This is a genomic window from Mucilaginibacter sp. P2_D11 (assembly GCF_056404435.1).
The window spans coordinates 374,457-392,424 of the sequence record NZ_JBFUEA010000005.1; the positions used below are offsets into that span (position 1 = coordinate 374,457).

Genomic DNA, 17,968 nt, shown 5'->3' on the forward strand with positions numbered 1-17,968 from the left:
GGCCGGCCTCTTCAAAACTAAATTAAACCTAAAAAGCTCTTCGTATCCATCAAAAGCCGCAGCTCTTGATGTCCGTCGTTTTACTTGTTTCCATTTCCGCTCAGCAGGCCGTCAAGCGTAACCGAAGCATAGTATATGCCGCCGATTGTTGGGCCACCTGCGTACTGGATGTAGCGTTTGTTGAAAATATCAGTTGCGCCAATTTTAAATGTAGCGTAATACGCAGGCACACGCAAACTTACCTGGGCATCGAATGTATGGATTGATGGCACTGTACCGGTAACCAGCGGGCTCTCCCACAGGTACGACTGCTGCCATTTGTAAACGATGTTGAAACCAAAGTTCTTTACCACCTCGCGGTTGCCAAACGATAAGTTGCCCGACCATTTTGGCGTATTGAAACCGGTAACGAATATATCTGAGCTGCTCTGCGCCTTCAGTTTATTAAAGCTTGCGTTGCCCGAAACGGTGTAACGTTTGTAAAAGTTATAAGTAAGCCCCAACGAAGAGCCGTAGTTGTTATAGATATTTTTGGCGTTGGTGTACACCCTGTAACGGGCCTGGCCCTGGCTGGCGGCGTTGGTGCTGGTAGCAGTAGTAGGATCACGGTTAATATCCAGCATGGCCAGTACGGCAGCATCGCTACCTACCTTTACGCCATTTGGCACGAATACCTGCACCTGACCCAGGAAACCATCGTAACGGTTGGTGTAAGCATCAACATCAAGGAATACTTTATTATCTGCGAATATCCCTTTATACCCCACCTCGAAAGAAGTGATTTGCTCAGGGCGTGCCTTAGGCAGGTTGGCCACTTGCAACAGATTACGGTTGGCTAAGGCGGTGGCATCGTCGCCGGTGGTAGATGCCGCTTTAACCGCGTTATTAAAGGCTACCACCGATTGTTGGGTGTAACTGTTCTCCAGGTAACCCAAGCCATCGTTGATAAATGGCAGGCTGCCTACGCGCTTAACACGGCCATTGTTTACGTAAGATAAGGCTTCGAACAACGACGGGAAACGATACCCGTTCTGGAAGGTGAACCTGAAGTTATGGTTTTGGCTTGGTGAGTAAACAGCGGCCAAACGCGGAGTGAACTTAGGGTCGAAGTATGGGTTGTAGTCCCAACGTACCGAACCGAACAGCTTCAGCTTCTCTTCGAAGAAGGTTTTGGTAACCTGTGTAAATGCGCCGTATTTTTTATAGGTAACATTATCGCCGAAGCTACCATCGGCAAGTTGCTTGTTACGATCGGCAATTGGGCGGGTAAAGTCAACGAAATTGTTACCATCCGGAATTATCTGGTAAACACGCACATCGCCACCAACCAAAAGGTCTATGAATTTCACTTTGCTGGTCAAATCCCACTGTGCTTCGCCGTTGAACATGTGGCTTTTTTGAATGAGGGCGGCGCCGCCTGTAGCAGGCGCATCGGGTATCAGGCTCGATTTAAAATCCCAGTTGTTGATGCCTATAATGGTTTTGCGCAGGGCATCAAATTCGGGCGTGCCCGGCTCTACCCTACCCTTATCAGCAGCTGCACGGGCAAACTGCTCGGCCGCTGCAAGGTTTGTAGATTTTAGGCCCCCGTTGGCATTGGCATACGCTGTAAGCGCGTTTTTGAAAGACGTGCCCCAGGCCGAATTGCTGGCGTGGTTTAGGTCGAGGTTATCGGCAAGCGGTTTCACGTTGAATGAGTTGCCGGTATTCTCTATAGATTCGTACCCGCGTACCAGGAAATCCTTGCCTTTCAATTCCAGCTTATGGTTCTGCACGGTAGCGCCGTTCAACGATATTTTATTGCCGCGTTGGAAAACGCCGTCCATCCTACCATAGCGGTAGGTGTATGATAAAGTGGTGTTTGGGGTAAGCTTGTAAGCCAGCGTACCATCCAGTTTCAGGTTGGTTACGTCGGGCTTCACTAAGTCTATTTCGTTATAACCTGTACGGGCAACGGTTAAGGCCGGGCGGGCTACGCCATCTACAGTAATACCTTTTATAGATACAGTGTTGCTACCTGCAAGGGCGTCGTCGCCGTATTTATTCCAGCCGTCATAAGCTGCGTTACTGGCGCCCGTAAGCTCGGGGTAAGCAGGATTTGCGGTTTTAAGGTTAGTGGGGTTTTGATCTTGCTGCGTATTCGATTGCCAGTCCTTCCCCTTCAGGTAGCTCGCATTCAGCTTGAATGCGAATTTATCGTTGAAAGCTTTAGCAAACCTGATGGCATCCTCGGTTATGGCACTCGAGCCAAGGTTATCACCCACGTGGTTTACGCCGCTGCGGTGATAATAGCTAAGTCCCTGGTATTTGAAAGGGTCCTTAGTGAACAAGTTAGATAAACCGTTGATAGCGTTGGTGCCGTACAGCGCGGCGGCGGCGCCGGGCGTAATTTCTATGCTGGCGATATCCAGCTCGGTTGGGCCGATAGCGTTACCCAGCGGCACGCCCAAAGTGGCCGACTGCATATCAACGCCATCTGCCAGTTGCATAAACCTAAAGTTATTCGGGCTGTTGAAACCACGTGTATTGGGCACTTTAAGGGTAATACTGGTTGTAGTAACCTGCACGCCTTTTACGTTCTCCAGCGCATCGTAAAAGCTTGGGCCGGGCGATTGCTTAAGTGCATTGATGCTGAGCTTGTCGATAGCTACCGGCGAGCGTAACAGTTTTTCTTCCCTTCGCGATGCTGTTACCACAACCTCGTTTATCAATAGTGATTGTGTTGTCAGTTGTATGTTAACCGCGCTATTGGCGTTTTTGATATAAAATTCCTGTGGTTGATAGCCTACTGCTGTAAATACAAGGGTGAATGGCAATTTGGCACTTGTGGTAAGCGAGAATTTACCTGTGGTATCGGTTACCGCGGCGTTGGTGGTGCCTTTTATGGTAACGGTTGTACCTATCAATGGCAAGCCGTGCTCGTCGCTTACTTTACCGCTTAAGATATAGCTGCCGTTGAGTTGCGCCGATGCCACCGTCGGGACGAGGAGCAGGAAGAGCACAATAAGTTTTATAAAATTCGTAGAAATTTTCATGTAATCAGTTTGAAAGAAGTTAAAAGTGAATTGTGATAAGTTGTTTGTTAATGTGCTTTAACAACAACAGCATACAGCAAGGCACTGCATTTGTAAGGTTGGGGTACTTGAAAACGTAGTTAAATAATACATTGTCTATAGAATATGTCGACAAAAATATAAATAATATTTTCATTGCAAACTTTTTTTGAGAAAAAGTGCTTTTTGGGGGCAGGTTAAGCTTAAAAAAGTGTTTTTGTAAGCTTGGATGATGATAGTCTGCGGGCTCAATCTATAAGAATGAGACATACCGAAACGACGTTGACTTGGTTATGGGTTGAGGTATTTCGGAACGGCAGACACGAGGCTATTGCCCCTCTCTACCATTTCCACTTCACCCAATACAAATCATCCAAGCCGTTACCCGATTGGCTGAGCAGCGTTTTCAAGGTTTTATAATCAACGGCTTTATCATCGTACCAGCCCTTACTTAGGCGGTTGCTGGTAAAGATCAGGTATTTCTTATCGGGTGTAACATAAGGGCAATAATCCAGCGAAGTGCTGTTGATGCCACTGGGCAAATGTTGCACAGGCAGCCAATTGCCGGCAGCATCCTTGCGGACGAGGTAAAGGTCGCCTTTGCCCATGTCATCGGCCCGGCCCTGGCAGGTGAAAAGGATAAACTGCTCATCGGGGTCGACGAAAGCGTTGAACTCATCGAATTTAGTATTGATGTCTTCGGGCAGGCTAATAGGTGGCTCGTAGCCTTTAGGCGTGTAACGGCACAAAACGATATCCTCACTGCCTTTGCCATAAACGGCTTCCACGGTAAAGTAAAGATTGCCGTTGCGGGCTACGCCGGGGTAAAATTCGTTATTCGGGCTGTTCACAACAGGCCCCAGGTTCTCGGGCGTACCCCAAACCCCGTCGGAAGTTTTGGCCACTTTCCAGATATCGAAATCGCGTTTGGTTTTTTTATCTGCCAGAGGCCTGTCGCTGCTGAAATACAAGGTTTTCCCATCTGGAGAAAAACTCGCTTCTAAATCGCGATATATCCCGGAAAAGGGTGCTACTTCCGGCTTGCCCCAAACGCCGTTACGCTTTTGGATGCGAACGATTACGCTGGCAATGAATTTAGGGTGCTGTATGGTGAAAAACGCCTCATCCCCACCAGGCGAAATGGTAAAATCGCGATTACTGAGGCCATCGCTCAACAGGCCGCCCGCAAACACACTCGGAGTGTCTATAGCTAACGCTGTGCCCGGATATTTTATTTGTGCAGAAACACTTTGCAGGCAAAAGAAAAAAAGAAGATATAAGAGGCTAAACTTCGTCATAAAAGTAAAGATAATGAATAATAATAATGCAGCAGGTGGTGACCCAAGGGAAATAAGGAGATGATATTGAACCATATGTGATGCTTAGGTGTTGAAATATTAAATATTATTTTGATTTATATGATATTAATAATATCACGGGCATCGCGCAGGCGGCGAAGGGGCCAGTCTTATCGATGAAGGCTTTTGGGCGGGAAAGGCCACATCGTGGTTAACCACCGAACCGGATTTTTGTAAAAAAACCGTTTAAATACATGTTATGACAGATAAATACATTGCGTCAATATCACACCACTGACACGAAAATTTTTATACTGATAGGAAAATACACTTAATGAAAATATTAAATTTCACATTACCTTAACAAAACACTTTGTGATATTGAATACTATTTAATACATTCGGCCTATCTATTACTGATGGCGTCTGCCATCATTGTGATAAGGTTTAGGTTAAAGCCCCCAAACAGCGAGTGTGAGGGGGCTTTTGTTTTTTTATGATCTGTATTGTATTCTAGCGACGTTTTGAGGGAGTTTCATTTCATTTCATATGCGTTGAATAATATTATCAATCAGGCTGTTTTTTTGCCTTGTACCATCTTGTACAAGTTTGTATGCCACACTATCAAAAGCTTATGTGCATATTTACTGCCATAACCTTATCCCCTTTAACATGCCCGATAAAAAATCTCCAAACTTATTGATTACAGGTATTGTAGCGGCGTTAATAGCCGGCACACTCGATGCGCTTGCTGCCATATTTATACTTGCTCACGGGCAGGCCGTGTCAGTTTTTCATTATATTGCCGGGGCTGCTATCGGCCTCCAGGTTTCCTTTGCCGGCGGCAATGGCACGGCACTATTGGGAGTAGCTTTTCATTACCTTATTGCCGCTTGTTTTACATGGTTATTTTTTGTGCTTTACAGTAGCGCAGCAGCCTTACGGAAAAACGCCGGATTGATTGCTTTTATTTACGGTGTCCTGATTTGGGTAATCATGAATTTACTGGTGCTGCCGCTCAGCAAAATAAACATCGACTTCCATAGGTACACATTCAAAGGATTTGCCACGGGCGCGGCTATTCTTATTATTTGCGTGGCACTGCCCATTGTGCTAGCCAGGTATTGGTACGAAAATCAAAAGGTAAAAGCTAAGTAGTCGGGCAGCCTGGACAAGGATCGCAGCGAAGATTTGGAAGCTTTGACAACCTCCTCTTATTAGGAGTTGTCAAAGCTGTAATTGTCAATTCAATAAGACTTCCTTAATTTAAATCGACCTATCCAGATGCGTATAGCCGCCATCTACGTACATAATTTGGCCCGTAGTATGGCTGGACACTGGCGAAAGCAGGAATGCTACCGCGTTGCCAAGTTCTTCTACGGTAGTCATGCGGTTGCCAAGGGGTATCTTAGCTGTAATGGATGCCAGTTTTTCTTCCGGATTGGGCAAGGTTTTAATCCAGCGATCATAAAGTGGGGTGTAGCATTCGGCTACCGCTACGGCGTTTACGCGGATATTGTATGGCAGCAGTTCTACCGCCCACTCGCGGGTTAAAGCGTTGCGTGCCCCGTTAGACGCCGCGTAGGCAGACGTTCCCCCCTGCCCTGTATCGGCAACTTTTGAGGTGATATTTACGATGCTCCCCTGTGTTTTAATAAGTTCGGGCAGCGCATGGTGAGCCACCAAATAGTAATGCACCAGGTTTTTGTGCAGCGAATGCATAAAGCGCTCGTAATTGCCGCTAAGCAAGCCCACGCCATCATTTTCCCCTGCGTTGTTCACCAGGCCATCTATACGGCCACATTGGGCTATAACATCGACTACGGCACGCGCGCAAGCCTGCGGATCAGTTAGTTCGGCCACGGTATGGAAAGCCTTACCGCCTGCTGCCACAATTTCGTTTACAGTGTTTAGGTTTTCGGTTTCGGTACGGCTGATGATGAACACAATAGCTCCTTCTTTTGCCAGCGATACCGCTATGCCCTTGCCGATACCGCGAGCGCCGCCGGTAACGATAACTACTTTATCTTTGAGTTGTAAATCCATTATCTGTTATATGATATCTAAATTGTAAAATTTGGCGGCATTGCCTCCCCAGAATTTAGCCTGTGCTTCTGCAGGGAACCCGGCAAGGTATTGCTTCAATACTTCCACGGTTTTGCTATAGCCACCAGCCAGCAGGCAAACCGGCCAATCTGATCCAAACATAAGCCTATCCATACCGAACGCATCGAACACGACATCTAAGTATGGCTTGATGTCTTCGGCCTGCCAGTTGGCCCAATCAGCCTCGGTACAAAAGCCGGATACTTTGCAATAAACATGCTGATGTGCCGCAATGGCACGTATATCCGCTTCCCATTGAGCAATTTCCTGCTGCGCAATGGCTGGCTTTGCCAAATGGTCTATAACAAACGGCTGTTGCGGAAATGCCGCTACGAGTTGCAAGGCATAGCTCAATTGATTATGCGTTATCAATACATCGTAAGTAAAGCCGTAGTTCTGCAACATAGCTATACCGCGCATGAATTTATCGCTCAGCATAAACTCCCCTGCCTCCGCCTGCAAAACATGCCTGAAGCCCTTTAGCGCAGGGTATTGCTTGTAATGCCCCAGCCGTCCTTCCAGGGTATCGGCTTGCAGGTCTACCCAGCCCACTACGCCTTTTATGAAAGGGTTTAGGCTCGCCAGTTCAAGCAAGAAATCGGTTTCTGCCTCGCTTTGGCTGGCCTGTACGGCTATGCAGCCATCAATGCTATGCGCGGCGAGTACAGGATGCAAATCGCCGGGATAAAAATCGCGCTGTATCACCGCCATATCGCCGGTTATCCAGGCATCCTTTACGGGATTATATTGCCAAAAGTGCTGATGCGAATCTATCTTTTGCATATTACAAATCGAATATCTTATCCATCAGCATCCACTTTTCGCCGGGCCTGGAGCCGGGCAGAGGCTTTTGATATTTCCACATGAGGGTTTCCCATTCCTGCACCTTGGCGTTAGCGGCATCGGCAGCGCCTTTGGCCTCAAAACTGAAGCTATCATTCACCTCCATAATCATAAAAAGGCGGTTGGCGTAACGGTATATCTGCATATGCTCGATACCGCTGCCGGTGATGCTTTCCAATATTTCGGGCCATACGTGTTGGTGCCAGTCTTCGTATTCGGCAATAAGCGTGGGGTCGTCCTGTAAATCCAGGGTAAGGCAATAGCGTTCCATAGAGTTGATAATTGGCACGCAAGTAAAGAAAAATATCGCAGCAAAAACAAGCCAATTACTAAAAAATGTGGCCCCGACACGTAAATTCAGCGATATACGCGAATGCTTAAATGCAATGAGCACTATCACATCTAAAAATAAGTGGATGCCACTGCCCATCAGCCTTATTTAAAACTAAAATACTGGTTTTGTGTAGTATAGATATGAAACGGAACGCTCTGTACGGCCTGATAATGCTATGTGCGCTTACCTGTAGTGGCCCAAAGGAGCCCACTTATGTAATAACCAGCAACGGGGACAAGGTGGCCGTGACCCCGGAAGGCACGCTTCCATTGCCAACGGCCGACAGTGCCGGATACACCACCCGCATCGTAACCGGGCAAACCACACCACTGGAGCTGGTTACCTTTGCACGTAGCCTAACGGGCGTGCCTTACAAATACGCTTCTGTAGACCCTACCGAAGGTTTCGATTGCTCGGGCTTCATTACTTATGTTTTCAACCATTTCGGCATAGCGGTGCCCCGCACTTCGGAAGCCTTTACCAATATGCACCGCCAGATTGACCTGAAAGATGCCCAAACCGGCGACCTGGTGCTCTTCACCGGTACCGATAGCACCATACGCGTGGTGGGCCACATGGGCATCATCCTTAAAGAGCCGGGGCAAACGCTGCGGTTTATCCACTCCACATCGGGCCATAATAACCTTGGCGTAACCGAAACCGAGATGAACAGCTATTACCAGGGCCGGTATGTAAAAACGGTGAGGGTTTTTGAAAGAAGGTAAGTTGTCTGTCTGAACTCGAATTCTATGGAATTCAAGGAATTTACAGAATGCCATCGTATAGGCTGCGCGTTCTTCTAAAATTCTGAAAATTCAAATAATTCGTTTAATTCGAGTTCAGACAGACAAATTCCCCTATCTTGCCTCCTCCAAAATAAACCCTTATGAAACGCAGAAATTTCGTGCAAAGCTCCGTATTGGCCGGCGGTGCCTTGCTAAGCGGTGGCGTATTAAACGCAGCTGCCTCCCCAAAAGATAGCTCATCAGCCGTAGGCAAAACCTTCAATCTGAATTATGGCATCCATGATGGCATGTTTAAGAACCACGCCGGCGACGATTTTGTGGAACAGATAAAATTTGCTTACGACCAGGGTTTCCGCGCCATTGAAGATAACGGCATGAGCGGCCGCCCGGTAGAACAACAGCAGAAAATTGGCGATACGTTGGCTAAACTTGGCATGGCAATGGGCGTTTTTGTGCAGCCGGGCTTAAGCAACGATGGTAATATGCTGGCATCGGGCAAGCAAGAGCACGTAGATAACTTCATCAAATCGTGCAGGCAGGCAGTAGAAGTAGCCAAACGCATCAACAGCAAACTGGTGACGGTAGTCCCCGGCGATTTCGACCGCTGGCTCCCTATAGGCGTTCAAACCGGGCACGTGATAGAAGCTATTAAAAAAGGCACCGCGATATTGGAGCCACATGGCATCATTATGGTGCTGGAACCCCTGAGCGATAACCCCAACCTGTTCCTGCGTACACCAGATCAAGCCTACGCCATTTGCAAAGCCGTTGGCAGCCCAAGCTGCAAAATACTGTACGATATGTACCACGTGCAGCGCAACCAGGGCAACATCGTACCCACGCTTGATTTGGTTATCGACGAAATTGGCTACTACCAAATAGGCGATAACCCCGGCCGTAAAGAACCCGGCACCGGCGAAATGAACTATAAGAACATCTTCAAACATATTTATGATAAAGGCTACCGCGGCGTAATGGGTATGGAGCATGGCAACGCCGCCCCAGGCAAAGAGGGCGAACTGGCGCTGATAAAAGCCTACCGCGAAGCAGATAGTTTTATGTAAGCAGCCATAAATGATCCGGGTGAGGAAGAGAATCATCATATCCATTTCAGTAGTAGCCATTATAGGTGCATGTATCTTCCTATTATGAAATGTCATATGTGTATGTGCCGTTCACCCCATTAAAATATGATGGCCAGAAAGGTTTAATAACTGCACAAATCAACAAAGGATTTTATAAAGATTTGGCTCAGGTGTTGGCGTATTACGAGGTTCCTTACAGAAAAGAACGAGATGTAATAAACATCAGTAGGAAACATTCGCAAGACAAAGACCTTAGTTTGGAATTATACGTCGAAAGCTTTGAATGAGGATTGGCTAAAACCCCATACCCATCATTAGGCTTTATTAAAACCAAACAAAATCAGCATCAGACGCTAATTTCCCTATTTTTGCACCGTGGAAAACTTAAACGCCGACCCGCAGGTACTTGTAGATATCGTGAAGACCCGGATGCCATTCGGCAAGTACAAAGATACCCTGATTTGCGACATCCCCATCAGCTACCTGGAGTGGATGCAGCGCAAAGGCTTCCCGCCGGGCAAACTTGGCATGCTGATGAGCACCACCTACGAAATTAAACTGAACGGATTGGATAAGCTGCTGTGGATGATAAAAGCGGGGAAGAGATAGTTAGATGCGTGAGATTCCGGAATTCGGATTTTTGATTTCGGATTTTCCACTTCTGACATTGCACCGTCATTTCTCAAATCTCACATCTAATATCTCACATCTTCCCGTAAGGTTTTTACGTTTATTACTACTAAAGAGTAAAAACAACGCATGAAAAAATTAGCATTATATGTAGCATCGGTGATATTGTTCTTCGGATGCGCAAACGGCCAACCAAAAGGTATGGCTACTTTACCAAAACCAGCGGCGGGCGAAGCGATAGCCACCTTCGGTGGTGGTTGTTTCTGGGCTATGCAAGAAGCCATGACCGAACTGAAAGGCGTAAACAAAGTAGTTTCGGGATACTCCGGTGGCAACACGGCCAACCCCACTTACGAGGATGTTTGCACCCGCACTACCAACCACGCCGAAACCGTGCAAATTTATTACGACCCCAAAGTTATCAGCTACGCAACGCTTGCCGAGGCATTCTTCTCGGCACATGACCCAACCACGCTTAACCGCCAGGGTAATGATGAAGGCACCGATTACCGCTCCATCGTATTTTACCGCACTCCGGGCGAAAAAGAAACCATTGATGCAGTCATTAAAAAAGTAAACGCATCGGGCCACTACCCTAACCCGGTAGTTACGCAGGTAGTGCCGTTCAAAGTATTCTACCCGGCCGAAAAATATCACCAGGGCTATTATCGCCTCCACAGCGAAAATCCTTACATCGGCGCAGTATCTGTACCCAAAGTAATGAAGATGCGTAAAGCCATGAAAGTGTATTTGAAACCGGAGTTCCAGAAATAAGATTGCCTGAATCAGGATTTTTCGCTGTGCCCGTTGTTAAAGGTGCTCTGGAGGGTTTTGCCGTTTACATAATTTAAGAATGAACAGAATTATTGACCCGCTTTTCATTCTGAAAATCCTTAAATTCTATAAATTCTGATTCAGACTTATTGAGTACCTTTGTAATGCAAAACGTCCTATCGCTACCTGCGCTTAGTGGGTGGAGGAAAGTCCGGGCAACATAGAGCATCCTGCTTCCTAACGGGAAGGCGCCCGCAGCGGGCGACAGCAAGTGCCACAGAGAATATACCGCCCGCAAGGGTAAGGGTGAAAACGTGAGGTAAGAGCTCACGGCTTTTCCGGGCGACCGGGATTGCGGTAAACCTCAGGAGTTGAAAAACCAAATAGGTTCTGAAAGCGGAGCTGCTCGCTCCCGCCTCCCTACGGGGACGTCAGAATGGGTAGGTTGATTGAACCTGCCGGCAACGGCAGGGCCAGATTAATGATAGGAATTCCCTTACGGGGGAACACAGAACCCGGCTTACAGGTTTGCAGCTGATAAAAATCCCCTCTTCGGAGGGGATTTTTATGTGAGTGGTTGCCAGACGTATCCGCTGTGACAGCCATACAAAGAACCACTCACCGAATCAACTACTCACCATCCGCCAAAAAAATGTGTATTATTCTATACAATTTCTATCTTCGTCGCAAACATATCTACCTAAACTACGTTTTAACAACACATGGCAAAAATTCTAATAATTGATGATGAGCGGTCTATCCGCAACACGCTGCGCGAGATACTGGAATATGAAGACTACGTTGTAGAAGATGTAGACAACGGCATAGATGGCCTCGAACTTATCCGCAAAAACGATTACGACCTGGTACTGTGCGATATAAAGATGAACCGTATGGATGGCATGGAAGTGCTTACCGAAGGTTTAGCCCTGAAACCCGATTTGCCTTTTATTATGATATCGGGCCACGGCACGGTAGAAACCGCCGTAGAAGCCAGTAAAAAAGGCGCGTTCGATTTCATCTCTAAACCGCCGGATCTCAACCGCCTGCTAATCACTGTACGCAACGCTTTAGATCGCGGGAGCCTGGTTGTAGAAACCAAGGTACTCAAGCGCAAGGCATCCAAGGTGCGCCCTATCCTGGGCGAATCGCAGGCTATCTTAAAAATAAAAGAAACTATCGAGCGCGTAGGCCCTACCGATGCCCGCGTACTGGTTACCGGCGCCAATGGTAGCGGTAAGGAGCTGGTTGCCCGTTGGCTGCACGAAAAATCGAACCGCAGCAACGGCCCCATCATTGAGGTAAACTGTGCGGCCATCCCCTCAGAATTGATAGAAAGCGAGTTGTTTGGGCACGAAAAGGGCTCCTTTACTTCAGCTATCAAACAACGTATCGGCAAGTTCGAATCGGCAAACGGTGGCACGCTTTTTTTGGATGAGATTGGCGATATGAGCCAAAGTGCACAAGCCAAAGTGCTTCGCGCCCTGCAAGAAAGCAAAATCACCCGCGTAGGCGGCGAAAAAGAAATAGATGTGGATGTACGCGTGGTAGCGGCAACCAATAAAGATTTACTGAAAGAGATTGAGGCAGGAAACTTCCGTATGGACTTGTACCACCGCCTAAGCGTTATCCTGATACACGTACCGCCGCTTACCGAGCGCCGTGATGATATCGCGCTGCTCACACAATCGTTTTTGGATGAGATATGCAACGAATACGGCATGCCCACCAAAAAAATATCCGACGCAGCCCTTGAGGCACTCAAAGCCTTGCCGTGGACGGGAAACATCCGCGAGTTGCGCAACATGGTAGAGCGCCTCATTATCCTGAGCGATAAAACAATTACCGATGCCGACGTAAAGGCATTCGCCAACCCAAGTTCGCCGGTTACCGCAGTGGCCGCAGCAGCTGCGCCCCAAACAGATTTCGACCAGTTTACCAATTTCCAGGAATATAAAGATTTTGCCGAACGCGAGTACATCAAATTCAAACTCGAAAAAAACAACTGGAACGTTTCTAAAACCGCGGACGATATAGATATACAACGCAGCCACCTATATAGTAAAATTGAAAAATTTGGGCTGAAACGGGGAGAATAAATATAAGTTTATAAAAGAGAAGCCGACTTGTGAAAACAGGGCCGGCTTCTTTTGTTAATACCTACCATTTTGTTTAAATTTGATAGTACCTAAAAAGTGCGCCATGGTTGACGAAAAGAAACCCTCACTTACCGAAGCAGAAATAAAACAGATTAAGGAAGGGCTCGCCAGGACCTATAAAGAGCGATTTTTGATGGCCACCAGTTTATACAAAGCGCACCTCACCATGAATAAAGCGATAATCACGCATAAGCCATTCATAAAAAAATAATCGTGGATATTTTTGATGAGTATATTTTAAATCTTTGGAAAGCCCTCCAATACTTTAATGTGAAATACATTTTGGTTGGTGGATATGCAATGAATTTTCACGGCTTTGCGCGTTTTACCGGCGACATGGATATTTGGATAGATGATACGTTGGAGAACAGGCAAGCCCTAAGAAAGGCTTTTGCAAAATGTGATATGGGCGATTATCCGATGATAGAAACCATGCAGTTTGTTCCCGGCTGGACCGATTTCCAACTTAATAATAATTTTACCATTGATATTATGGTTGGCATGAAAGGCCTTGAAGGGTATTCATTTAACGACTGCCTGGAAATGGCCTCAGTGGCTGATTTTGAGGGTGTAAGTGTGCCCTTTTTACATATTAACCAGCTTATCGAAAATAAAAAAACAGTAAACAGGCTTAAAGACCAAATTGACGTGCAAGCATTGGAAATGATAAAAACGCAGCGAGGTGATTATTAAAAGCTTCCCCGTTTTTATCTCAAGTTCAAGCTCAAAAAAACAACGGGAACGTATCCAAAACTGCCGACGATATCGATAACCAACACAGTCACTTGTATAGTAAAATTGAAAAATTTGGGCTGAAACGGGGAGAATAAACCATGCCGGCCGGGTAATCTCCGGTACCGGCCAGGAAAGGGAACAGCTAACTGCTTGTTCCCTTTTTTTCGTGGCGATAAAAACGCCCCGTTTTATATATTTGATACGCAAACCAATACATCAATCTAAAAAGATGAGCATCTTCAGCAGGGAGCAAATCATAAAGCCTTTACATGATACCGGGAAAGTTTGGGACGTGGTTATCGTGGGTGGCGGCGCAACCGGCTTAGGCACAGCCGTTGATGCAGCGTCGCGCGGCCTGGCTACGCTATTGCTGGAGCAGGCAGATTTTGCCAAGGGCACATCGAGCCGGGCAACAAAACTGGTACATGGCGGCGTGCGCTACATGGCCCAGGGCGATATTGCCCTGGTGCGCGAAGCCCTGTACGAGCGGGGACTATTGCTTAAAAACGCCCCTCACCTGGTAAAAAACGAAACGTTCATCATCCCCAATTACAACTGGTGGGGCGGCATGTTCTACACCATCGGCCTCACCGTGTACGATCTGCTGGCCGGCAAGCTAAGCTTTGGCCGGGCAAAGCATTTGTCCAAAATAGAAACATTGCAAAGGCTTCCTGGCCTAAAGGCCGAAGGCTTAAGAAGCGGCGTGGCTTATCACGACGGGCAGTTTGATGACTCGCGCCTGGCCGTCAACCTGGCCCAAACGGCCATCGAACAAGGTGCAACGGTATTAAATTATTTTAAGGTTACGGGGCTCATCAAAAACACCCAAAATCAGGTGGCAGGCCTTGCCGCTCAAGATCTGGAGACAAAGCAAGTGTATCAAATCAAAGCAAAAATCGTAATCAACGCCACGGGTGTTTTTGTCGATGATATTTTGCAGATGGATACGCCGGGTAAAAAACCATTGGTGAGGCCGAGCCAGGGCGTTCATATCGTGCTTGATAAATCTTTCCTGCCGGGGCAGGATGCCCTCATGATCCCCAAAACAACGGATGGCCGTGTACTATTTGCCGTGCCATGGCATAATAAGTTGCTGGTGGGTACTACAGATACGCCTATTGACGAGCACAGCCTGGAACCGGTTGCTTTGGAAGAAGAAATCGATTTTATCATGAGTACCGCAGCGCAGTACCTAAGCAAAAAGCCTGAGCGCAAAGATGTACTGAGCGTATTCGCGGGTTTGCGGCCCCTGGCTGCCCCGCAAAATGGTTCATCCAAAACAAAGGAAATCTCGCGCAGCCATAAAATATTGGTTTCGCCATCGGGCCTCATTACCATCACCGGCGGCAAATGGACCACCTACAGGCGCATGGGGCGGGACACCATCGACAAAGCGATAGAAGTGGGCGGCATAAAACAGCAAGCTTGCCGCACGGCGGAACTGCCAATTCATGGAAGCAAACCCAACCCCGATTGGAGCAATCACCTATTCGTTTACGGTGCCGATATAGAAAAGGTGATGGCAGTTATCAACGACCGTGAAGAATGGACGCAACGCGTACATCCGGATAATGAATACCTGAAGGGCGAAGTAGTATGGGCCATAAGGGCCGAAATGGCCCGCACTGTAGAAGATGTACTGGCCCGACGCACACGGGTGCTGTTCCTTGATGCGCGCACGGCTATTGCCATGGCCGCAGAGGTTGCCCGTTTAATGGCCGAAGAAATGGGTAAAGACCTATTATGGCAGCATGCACAAGTGAATTCATTTCATGATATTGCACTTAATTATGTGCTGGATAAATAAGGCTCCAGCACAAACCAACCAATAACCAACCAACCTTTAATAGCTTAATTCATTATGGAAGAGTACATTTTATCGCTTGACCAGGGAACCACCAGCTCCCGGGCCATCGTCTTCGACCGCCTAGGTACGCCCGTAGCCATTGCTCAAAAGGAATTTACGCAGTATTTCCCAAAGCCGGGATGGGTTGAGCACGACCCTAACGAAATCTGGTCGACCCAGGCTGGGGTAGCGGCCGAAGCAACCGTTAAGGCCGGCTTAAACGGCACTAACATCAAAGCCATCGGCATCACCAACCAGCGCGAAACCACCATCGTATGGAACCGACAAACCGGCGAACCTGTTTACAACGCCATTGTATGGCAAGACCGCCGCACAGCTGCTATTTGTGACGAGCTGAAACAACAGGGCCATGCCGATTTGATACGCAGCAGGACTGGCCTGGTGATAGATGCCTATTTTTCGGGCTCGAAAATAAAATGGATACTGGATAATGTGGAAGGCGCACGTGCTTCGGCCGAGGCCGGCGAACTGGCCTTTGGCACGGTAGATAGCTGGCTGGTATGGAAATTTACCCGCGGGCATGTGCATGTTACCGATGTTACCAACGCCAGCCGTACTATGTTGTTTAACATCCGCACCCAGCAATGGGATGATGAGCTACTCGCCTTATTGGATATCCCGAAAAGCTTGCTACCCGAGGTAAAACAATCGAGCGAAATTTATGGCGAAACCGCTACCACTATATTTGCCAGCAAGATACCTATTGCAGGCATAGCGGGCGATCAGCATGCCGCCTTGTTCGGTCAGATGTGTATAGACAAGGCTATGGTTAAGAACACCTACGGCACGGGCTGTTTTATGCTGATGAACATCGGTAATGAGTTCATCGAATCGAAAAACAACTTATTGACCACAATCGCCTGGAAGATTAACGGCGAGATACAATACGCCTTTGAAGGCAGCATATTTATTGGCGGCGCGGTGGTACAATGGCTGCGAGACGGGCTTGGCATCATCAAAAATTCTGCCGACGTAGAGCGCCTGGCCATGAGCGTGGAAGATACCGGCGGTGTGTTCTTCGTACCTGCCTTTGCGGGCCTGGGTGCTCCCTATTGGGATCCCGAAGCGCGCGGCACTATAGTTGGCTTAACCCGCGGCAGTACAGTCGGCCACATATCGCGCGCGGCACTGGCCTCTATTGCCTACCAAACCATGGATGTATTGAAAGCCATGGAAGCCGATGCCGGCATGGAGATAAAAGAACTGCGGGTAGACGGCGGCGCAACCGCTAATGACCTGCTAATGCAATTTCAGGCGGATGTATTAAGTTGCAAGGTTATCCGCCCAAGCATCGTAGAAACTACCGCGCTTGGTGCTGCCTACCTGGCCGGATTGGCCGTTGGTTATTGGAAAGATATTGCCGAGATACAGCAGCTATGGTCGGCAGAGAGGGTATTTGAGCCCCAAGACAACCGTTCTGATATCGAAGCCGACGTTGCAGACTGGAAAAGAGCGGTTAGTACTGCCCAACACTGGTCAAGTCTGCAAAAACCTGACGAAATAGCCTAAATTCGATAAACCAATTAAACCCACAAGATATGAGTCCGTTTATGGCCGAACTGCTCGGCACCATGTTGATGATGTTGCTAGGCAACGGCGTAGTTGCCAACGTTTTGTTAAAAGATACCAAAGGGAATAACAGCGGCTGGATGGTAATTACCACGGCCTGGGGCCTGGCCGTTTTTGTTGGGGTGGTTATCGCCGGTCCGTACAGTGGCGCGCACCTTAACCCGGCCGTAACCGTTGCGCTGGCAATTGCCGGCAAATTTGCCTGGGCCAGCGTGCCCGCCTACATCCTTGCGCAATTCATTGGCGCATTTTTAGGCTCTACCTTGGTTTGGGTAATGTATTACGACCACTTCAACAAACGCGAAAACGAGCCCGGTGCCATCCTTGCAGTGTTTTGCACCGGCCCGGCAGTGCGCAATTATATATCGAACATTGCCAGTGAGATCATCGGGGCCTTCGTATTGCTATTTACCATATTTTACATCACCGGTGCGGAGATAACACCCGCCAAAACGCAAATTGGCTTAGGTTCTGTAGGTGGCTTGCCGGTGGCCCTGCTGGTTTGGGTAATTGGCCTTGCCCTAGGCGGCACTACAGGCTATGCCATCAACCCCGCCCGAGGCCTTGGCCCGCGCATCGTACACATGCTATTACCCATCAAAGGCAAAGGCAGCAGCGATTGGGCCTACTCCTGGATACCCGTTATAGGGCCATTGATAGGTGCGGGGCTTGCAGCGGGCTTGTACCTGGCGTTGTTAAGGTAAGATTAAATTTTTCCAATCATTTGAAGGCTTCCAAATTCAAATTTGGGGGCCTTTTTTATTCCGGA

General features: G+C 48.0%; 16 protein-coding genes and 1 other RNA gene. 12 read left to right on the forward strand and 5 right to left on the reverse strand.

Features of this window, described 5'->3' with window-relative positions; all coding sequences use genetic code 11:
* Positions 1 to 80 precede the first annotated feature (80 nt).
* A complete protein-coding gene (locus AC1DXC_RS10215) occupies positions 81 to 3,035 on the reverse strand; it encodes a TonB-dependent receptor (RefSeq protein WP_477459046.1) in 2,955 nt (984 codons plus the stop codon).
* 359 nt (positions 3,036 to 3,394) lie between these two features.
* Positions 3,395 to 4,351, reverse strand: a complete 957-nt coding sequence (locus tag AC1DXC_RS10220) for a TolB family protein (RefSeq protein ID WP_477459047.1) — start codon at positions 4,349 to 4,351, stop codon at positions 3,395 to 3,397.
* A gap of 672 nt (positions 4,352 to 5,023) precedes the next feature.
* Here AC1DXC_RS10220 and AC1DXC_RS10225 point away from each other — a divergent pair.
* Positions 5,024 to 5,509, forward strand: a complete 486-nt coding sequence (locus AC1DXC_RS10225; RefSeq protein WP_477459048.1) for a hypothetical protein — start codon at positions 5,024 to 5,026, stop codon at positions 5,507 to 5,509.
* Positions 5,510 to 5,617: 108 nt separating this feature from the next.
* Here AC1DXC_RS10225 and AC1DXC_RS10230 read toward each other — a convergent pair whose 3' ends face one another.
* Genes AC1DXC_RS10230 through AC1DXC_RS10240 form a run of 3 tightly spaced genes read right to left on the reverse strand, consistent with a single transcriptional unit; the run spans position 5,618 to position 7,571 of the window.
* Complete coding sequence (locus AC1DXC_RS10230; protein WP_477459049.1) at positions 5,618 to 6,397, reverse strand: SDR family oxidoreductase; 780 nt, start codon at positions 6,395 to 6,397, stop codon at positions 5,618 to 5,620.
* A gap of 6 nt (positions 6,398 to 6,403) precedes the next feature.
* On the reverse strand, positions 6,404 to 7,240 hold the full coding sequence (locus AC1DXC_RS10235) for an amidohydrolase family protein (protein ID WP_477459050.1): 837 nt from the start codon (positions 7,238 to 7,240) through the stop codon (positions 6,404 to 6,406).
* 1 nt (position 7,241) lies between these two features.
* Positions 7,242 to 7,571 (reverse strand): L-rhamnose mutarotase, encoded by a 330-nt coding sequence (locus AC1DXC_RS10240; RefSeq protein ID WP_477459051.1) that lies wholly within the window; start codon positions 7,569 to 7,571, stop codon positions 7,242 to 7,244.
* Between the two features lie 203 nt (positions 7,572 to 7,774).
* On the opposite strand from AC1DXC_RS10240, the gene AC1DXC_RS10245 reads away from it, so the two are divergent.
* The 11 genes from AC1DXC_RS10245 (at position 7,775) to AC1DXC_RS10295 (ending at position 17,903) form a co-directional block, all read left to right on the forward strand.
* Entirely contained in the window at positions 7,775 to 8,359 is a 585-nt protein-coding gene (locus AC1DXC_RS10245) for a C40 family peptidase (RefSeq protein WP_477459052.1), read from the forward strand.
* A gap of 161 nt (positions 8,360 to 8,520) precedes the next feature.
* On the forward strand, positions 8,521 to 9,444 hold the full coding sequence (locus AC1DXC_RS10250; protein WP_477459053.1) for a hydroxypyruvate isomerase family protein: 924 nt from the start codon (positions 8,521 to 8,523) through the stop codon (positions 9,442 to 9,444).
* A gap of 396 nt (positions 9,445 to 9,840) precedes the next feature.
* Positions 9,841 to 10,074: a DUF3820 family protein gene (locus AC1DXC_RS10255; protein ID WP_477459054.1), complete on the forward strand. Its 234-nt coding sequence runs from the start codon at positions 9,841 to 9,843 to the stop codon at positions 10,072 to 10,074.
* A 150-nt stretch (positions 10,075 to 10,224) separates the two neighbouring features.
* On the forward strand, positions 10,225 to 10,869 hold the full coding sequence (gene msrA, locus AC1DXC_RS10260; protein WP_477459055.1) for a peptide-methionine (S)-S-oxide reductase MsrA: 645 nt from the start codon (positions 10,225 to 10,227) through the stop codon (positions 10,867 to 10,869).
* 163 nt (positions 10,870 to 11,032) lie between these two features.
* An RNA gene (rnpB, locus tag AC1DXC_RS10265) (RNase P RNA component class A) lies at positions 11,033 to 11,408 on the forward strand.
* A 183-nt stretch (positions 11,409 to 11,591) separates the two neighbouring features.
* Positions 11,592 to 12,968 carry a sigma-54-dependent transcriptional regulator gene (locus AC1DXC_RS10270; RefSeq protein WP_477459056.1) on the forward strand — a complete coding sequence of 459 codons (1,377 nt, stop codon included), beginning with the start codon at positions 11,592 to 11,594 and terminating at the stop codon, positions 12,966 to 12,968.
* A gap of 79 nt (positions 12,969 to 13,047) precedes the next feature.
* Positions 13,048 to 13,239 carry a hypothetical protein gene (locus tag AC1DXC_RS10275; protein WP_477459057.1) on the forward strand — a complete coding sequence of 64 codons (192 nt, stop codon included), beginning with the start codon at positions 13,048 to 13,050 and terminating at the stop codon, positions 13,237 to 13,239.
* Between the two features lie 2 nt (positions 13,240 to 13,241).
* Positions 13,242 to 13,721, forward strand: a complete 480-nt coding sequence (locus AC1DXC_RS10280; protein WP_477459058.1) for a hypothetical protein — start codon at positions 13,242 to 13,244, stop codon at positions 13,719 to 13,721.
* Positions 13,722 to 13,992: 271 nt separating this feature from the next.
* Positions 13,993 to 15,570 carry a glycerol-3-phosphate dehydrogenase/oxidase gene (locus AC1DXC_RS10285; RefSeq protein ID WP_477459059.1) on the forward strand — a complete coding sequence of 526 codons (1,578 nt, stop codon included), beginning with the start codon at positions 13,993 to 13,995 and terminating at the stop codon, positions 15,568 to 15,570.
* A gap of 54 nt (positions 15,571 to 15,624) precedes the next feature.
* Entirely contained in the window at positions 15,625 to 17,139 is a 1,515-nt protein-coding gene (gene glpK / locus AC1DXC_RS10290) for a glycerol kinase GlpK (protein ID WP_477459060.1), read from the forward strand.
* Between the two features lie 29 nt (positions 17,140 to 17,168).
* Positions 17,169 to 17,903: an MIP/aquaporin family protein gene (locus AC1DXC_RS10295; RefSeq protein ID WP_477459061.1), complete on the forward strand. Its 735-nt coding sequence runs from the start codon at positions 17,169 to 17,171 to the stop codon at positions 17,901 to 17,903.
* The last annotated feature ends 65 nt before the right edge of the window (positions 17,904 to 17,968 follow it).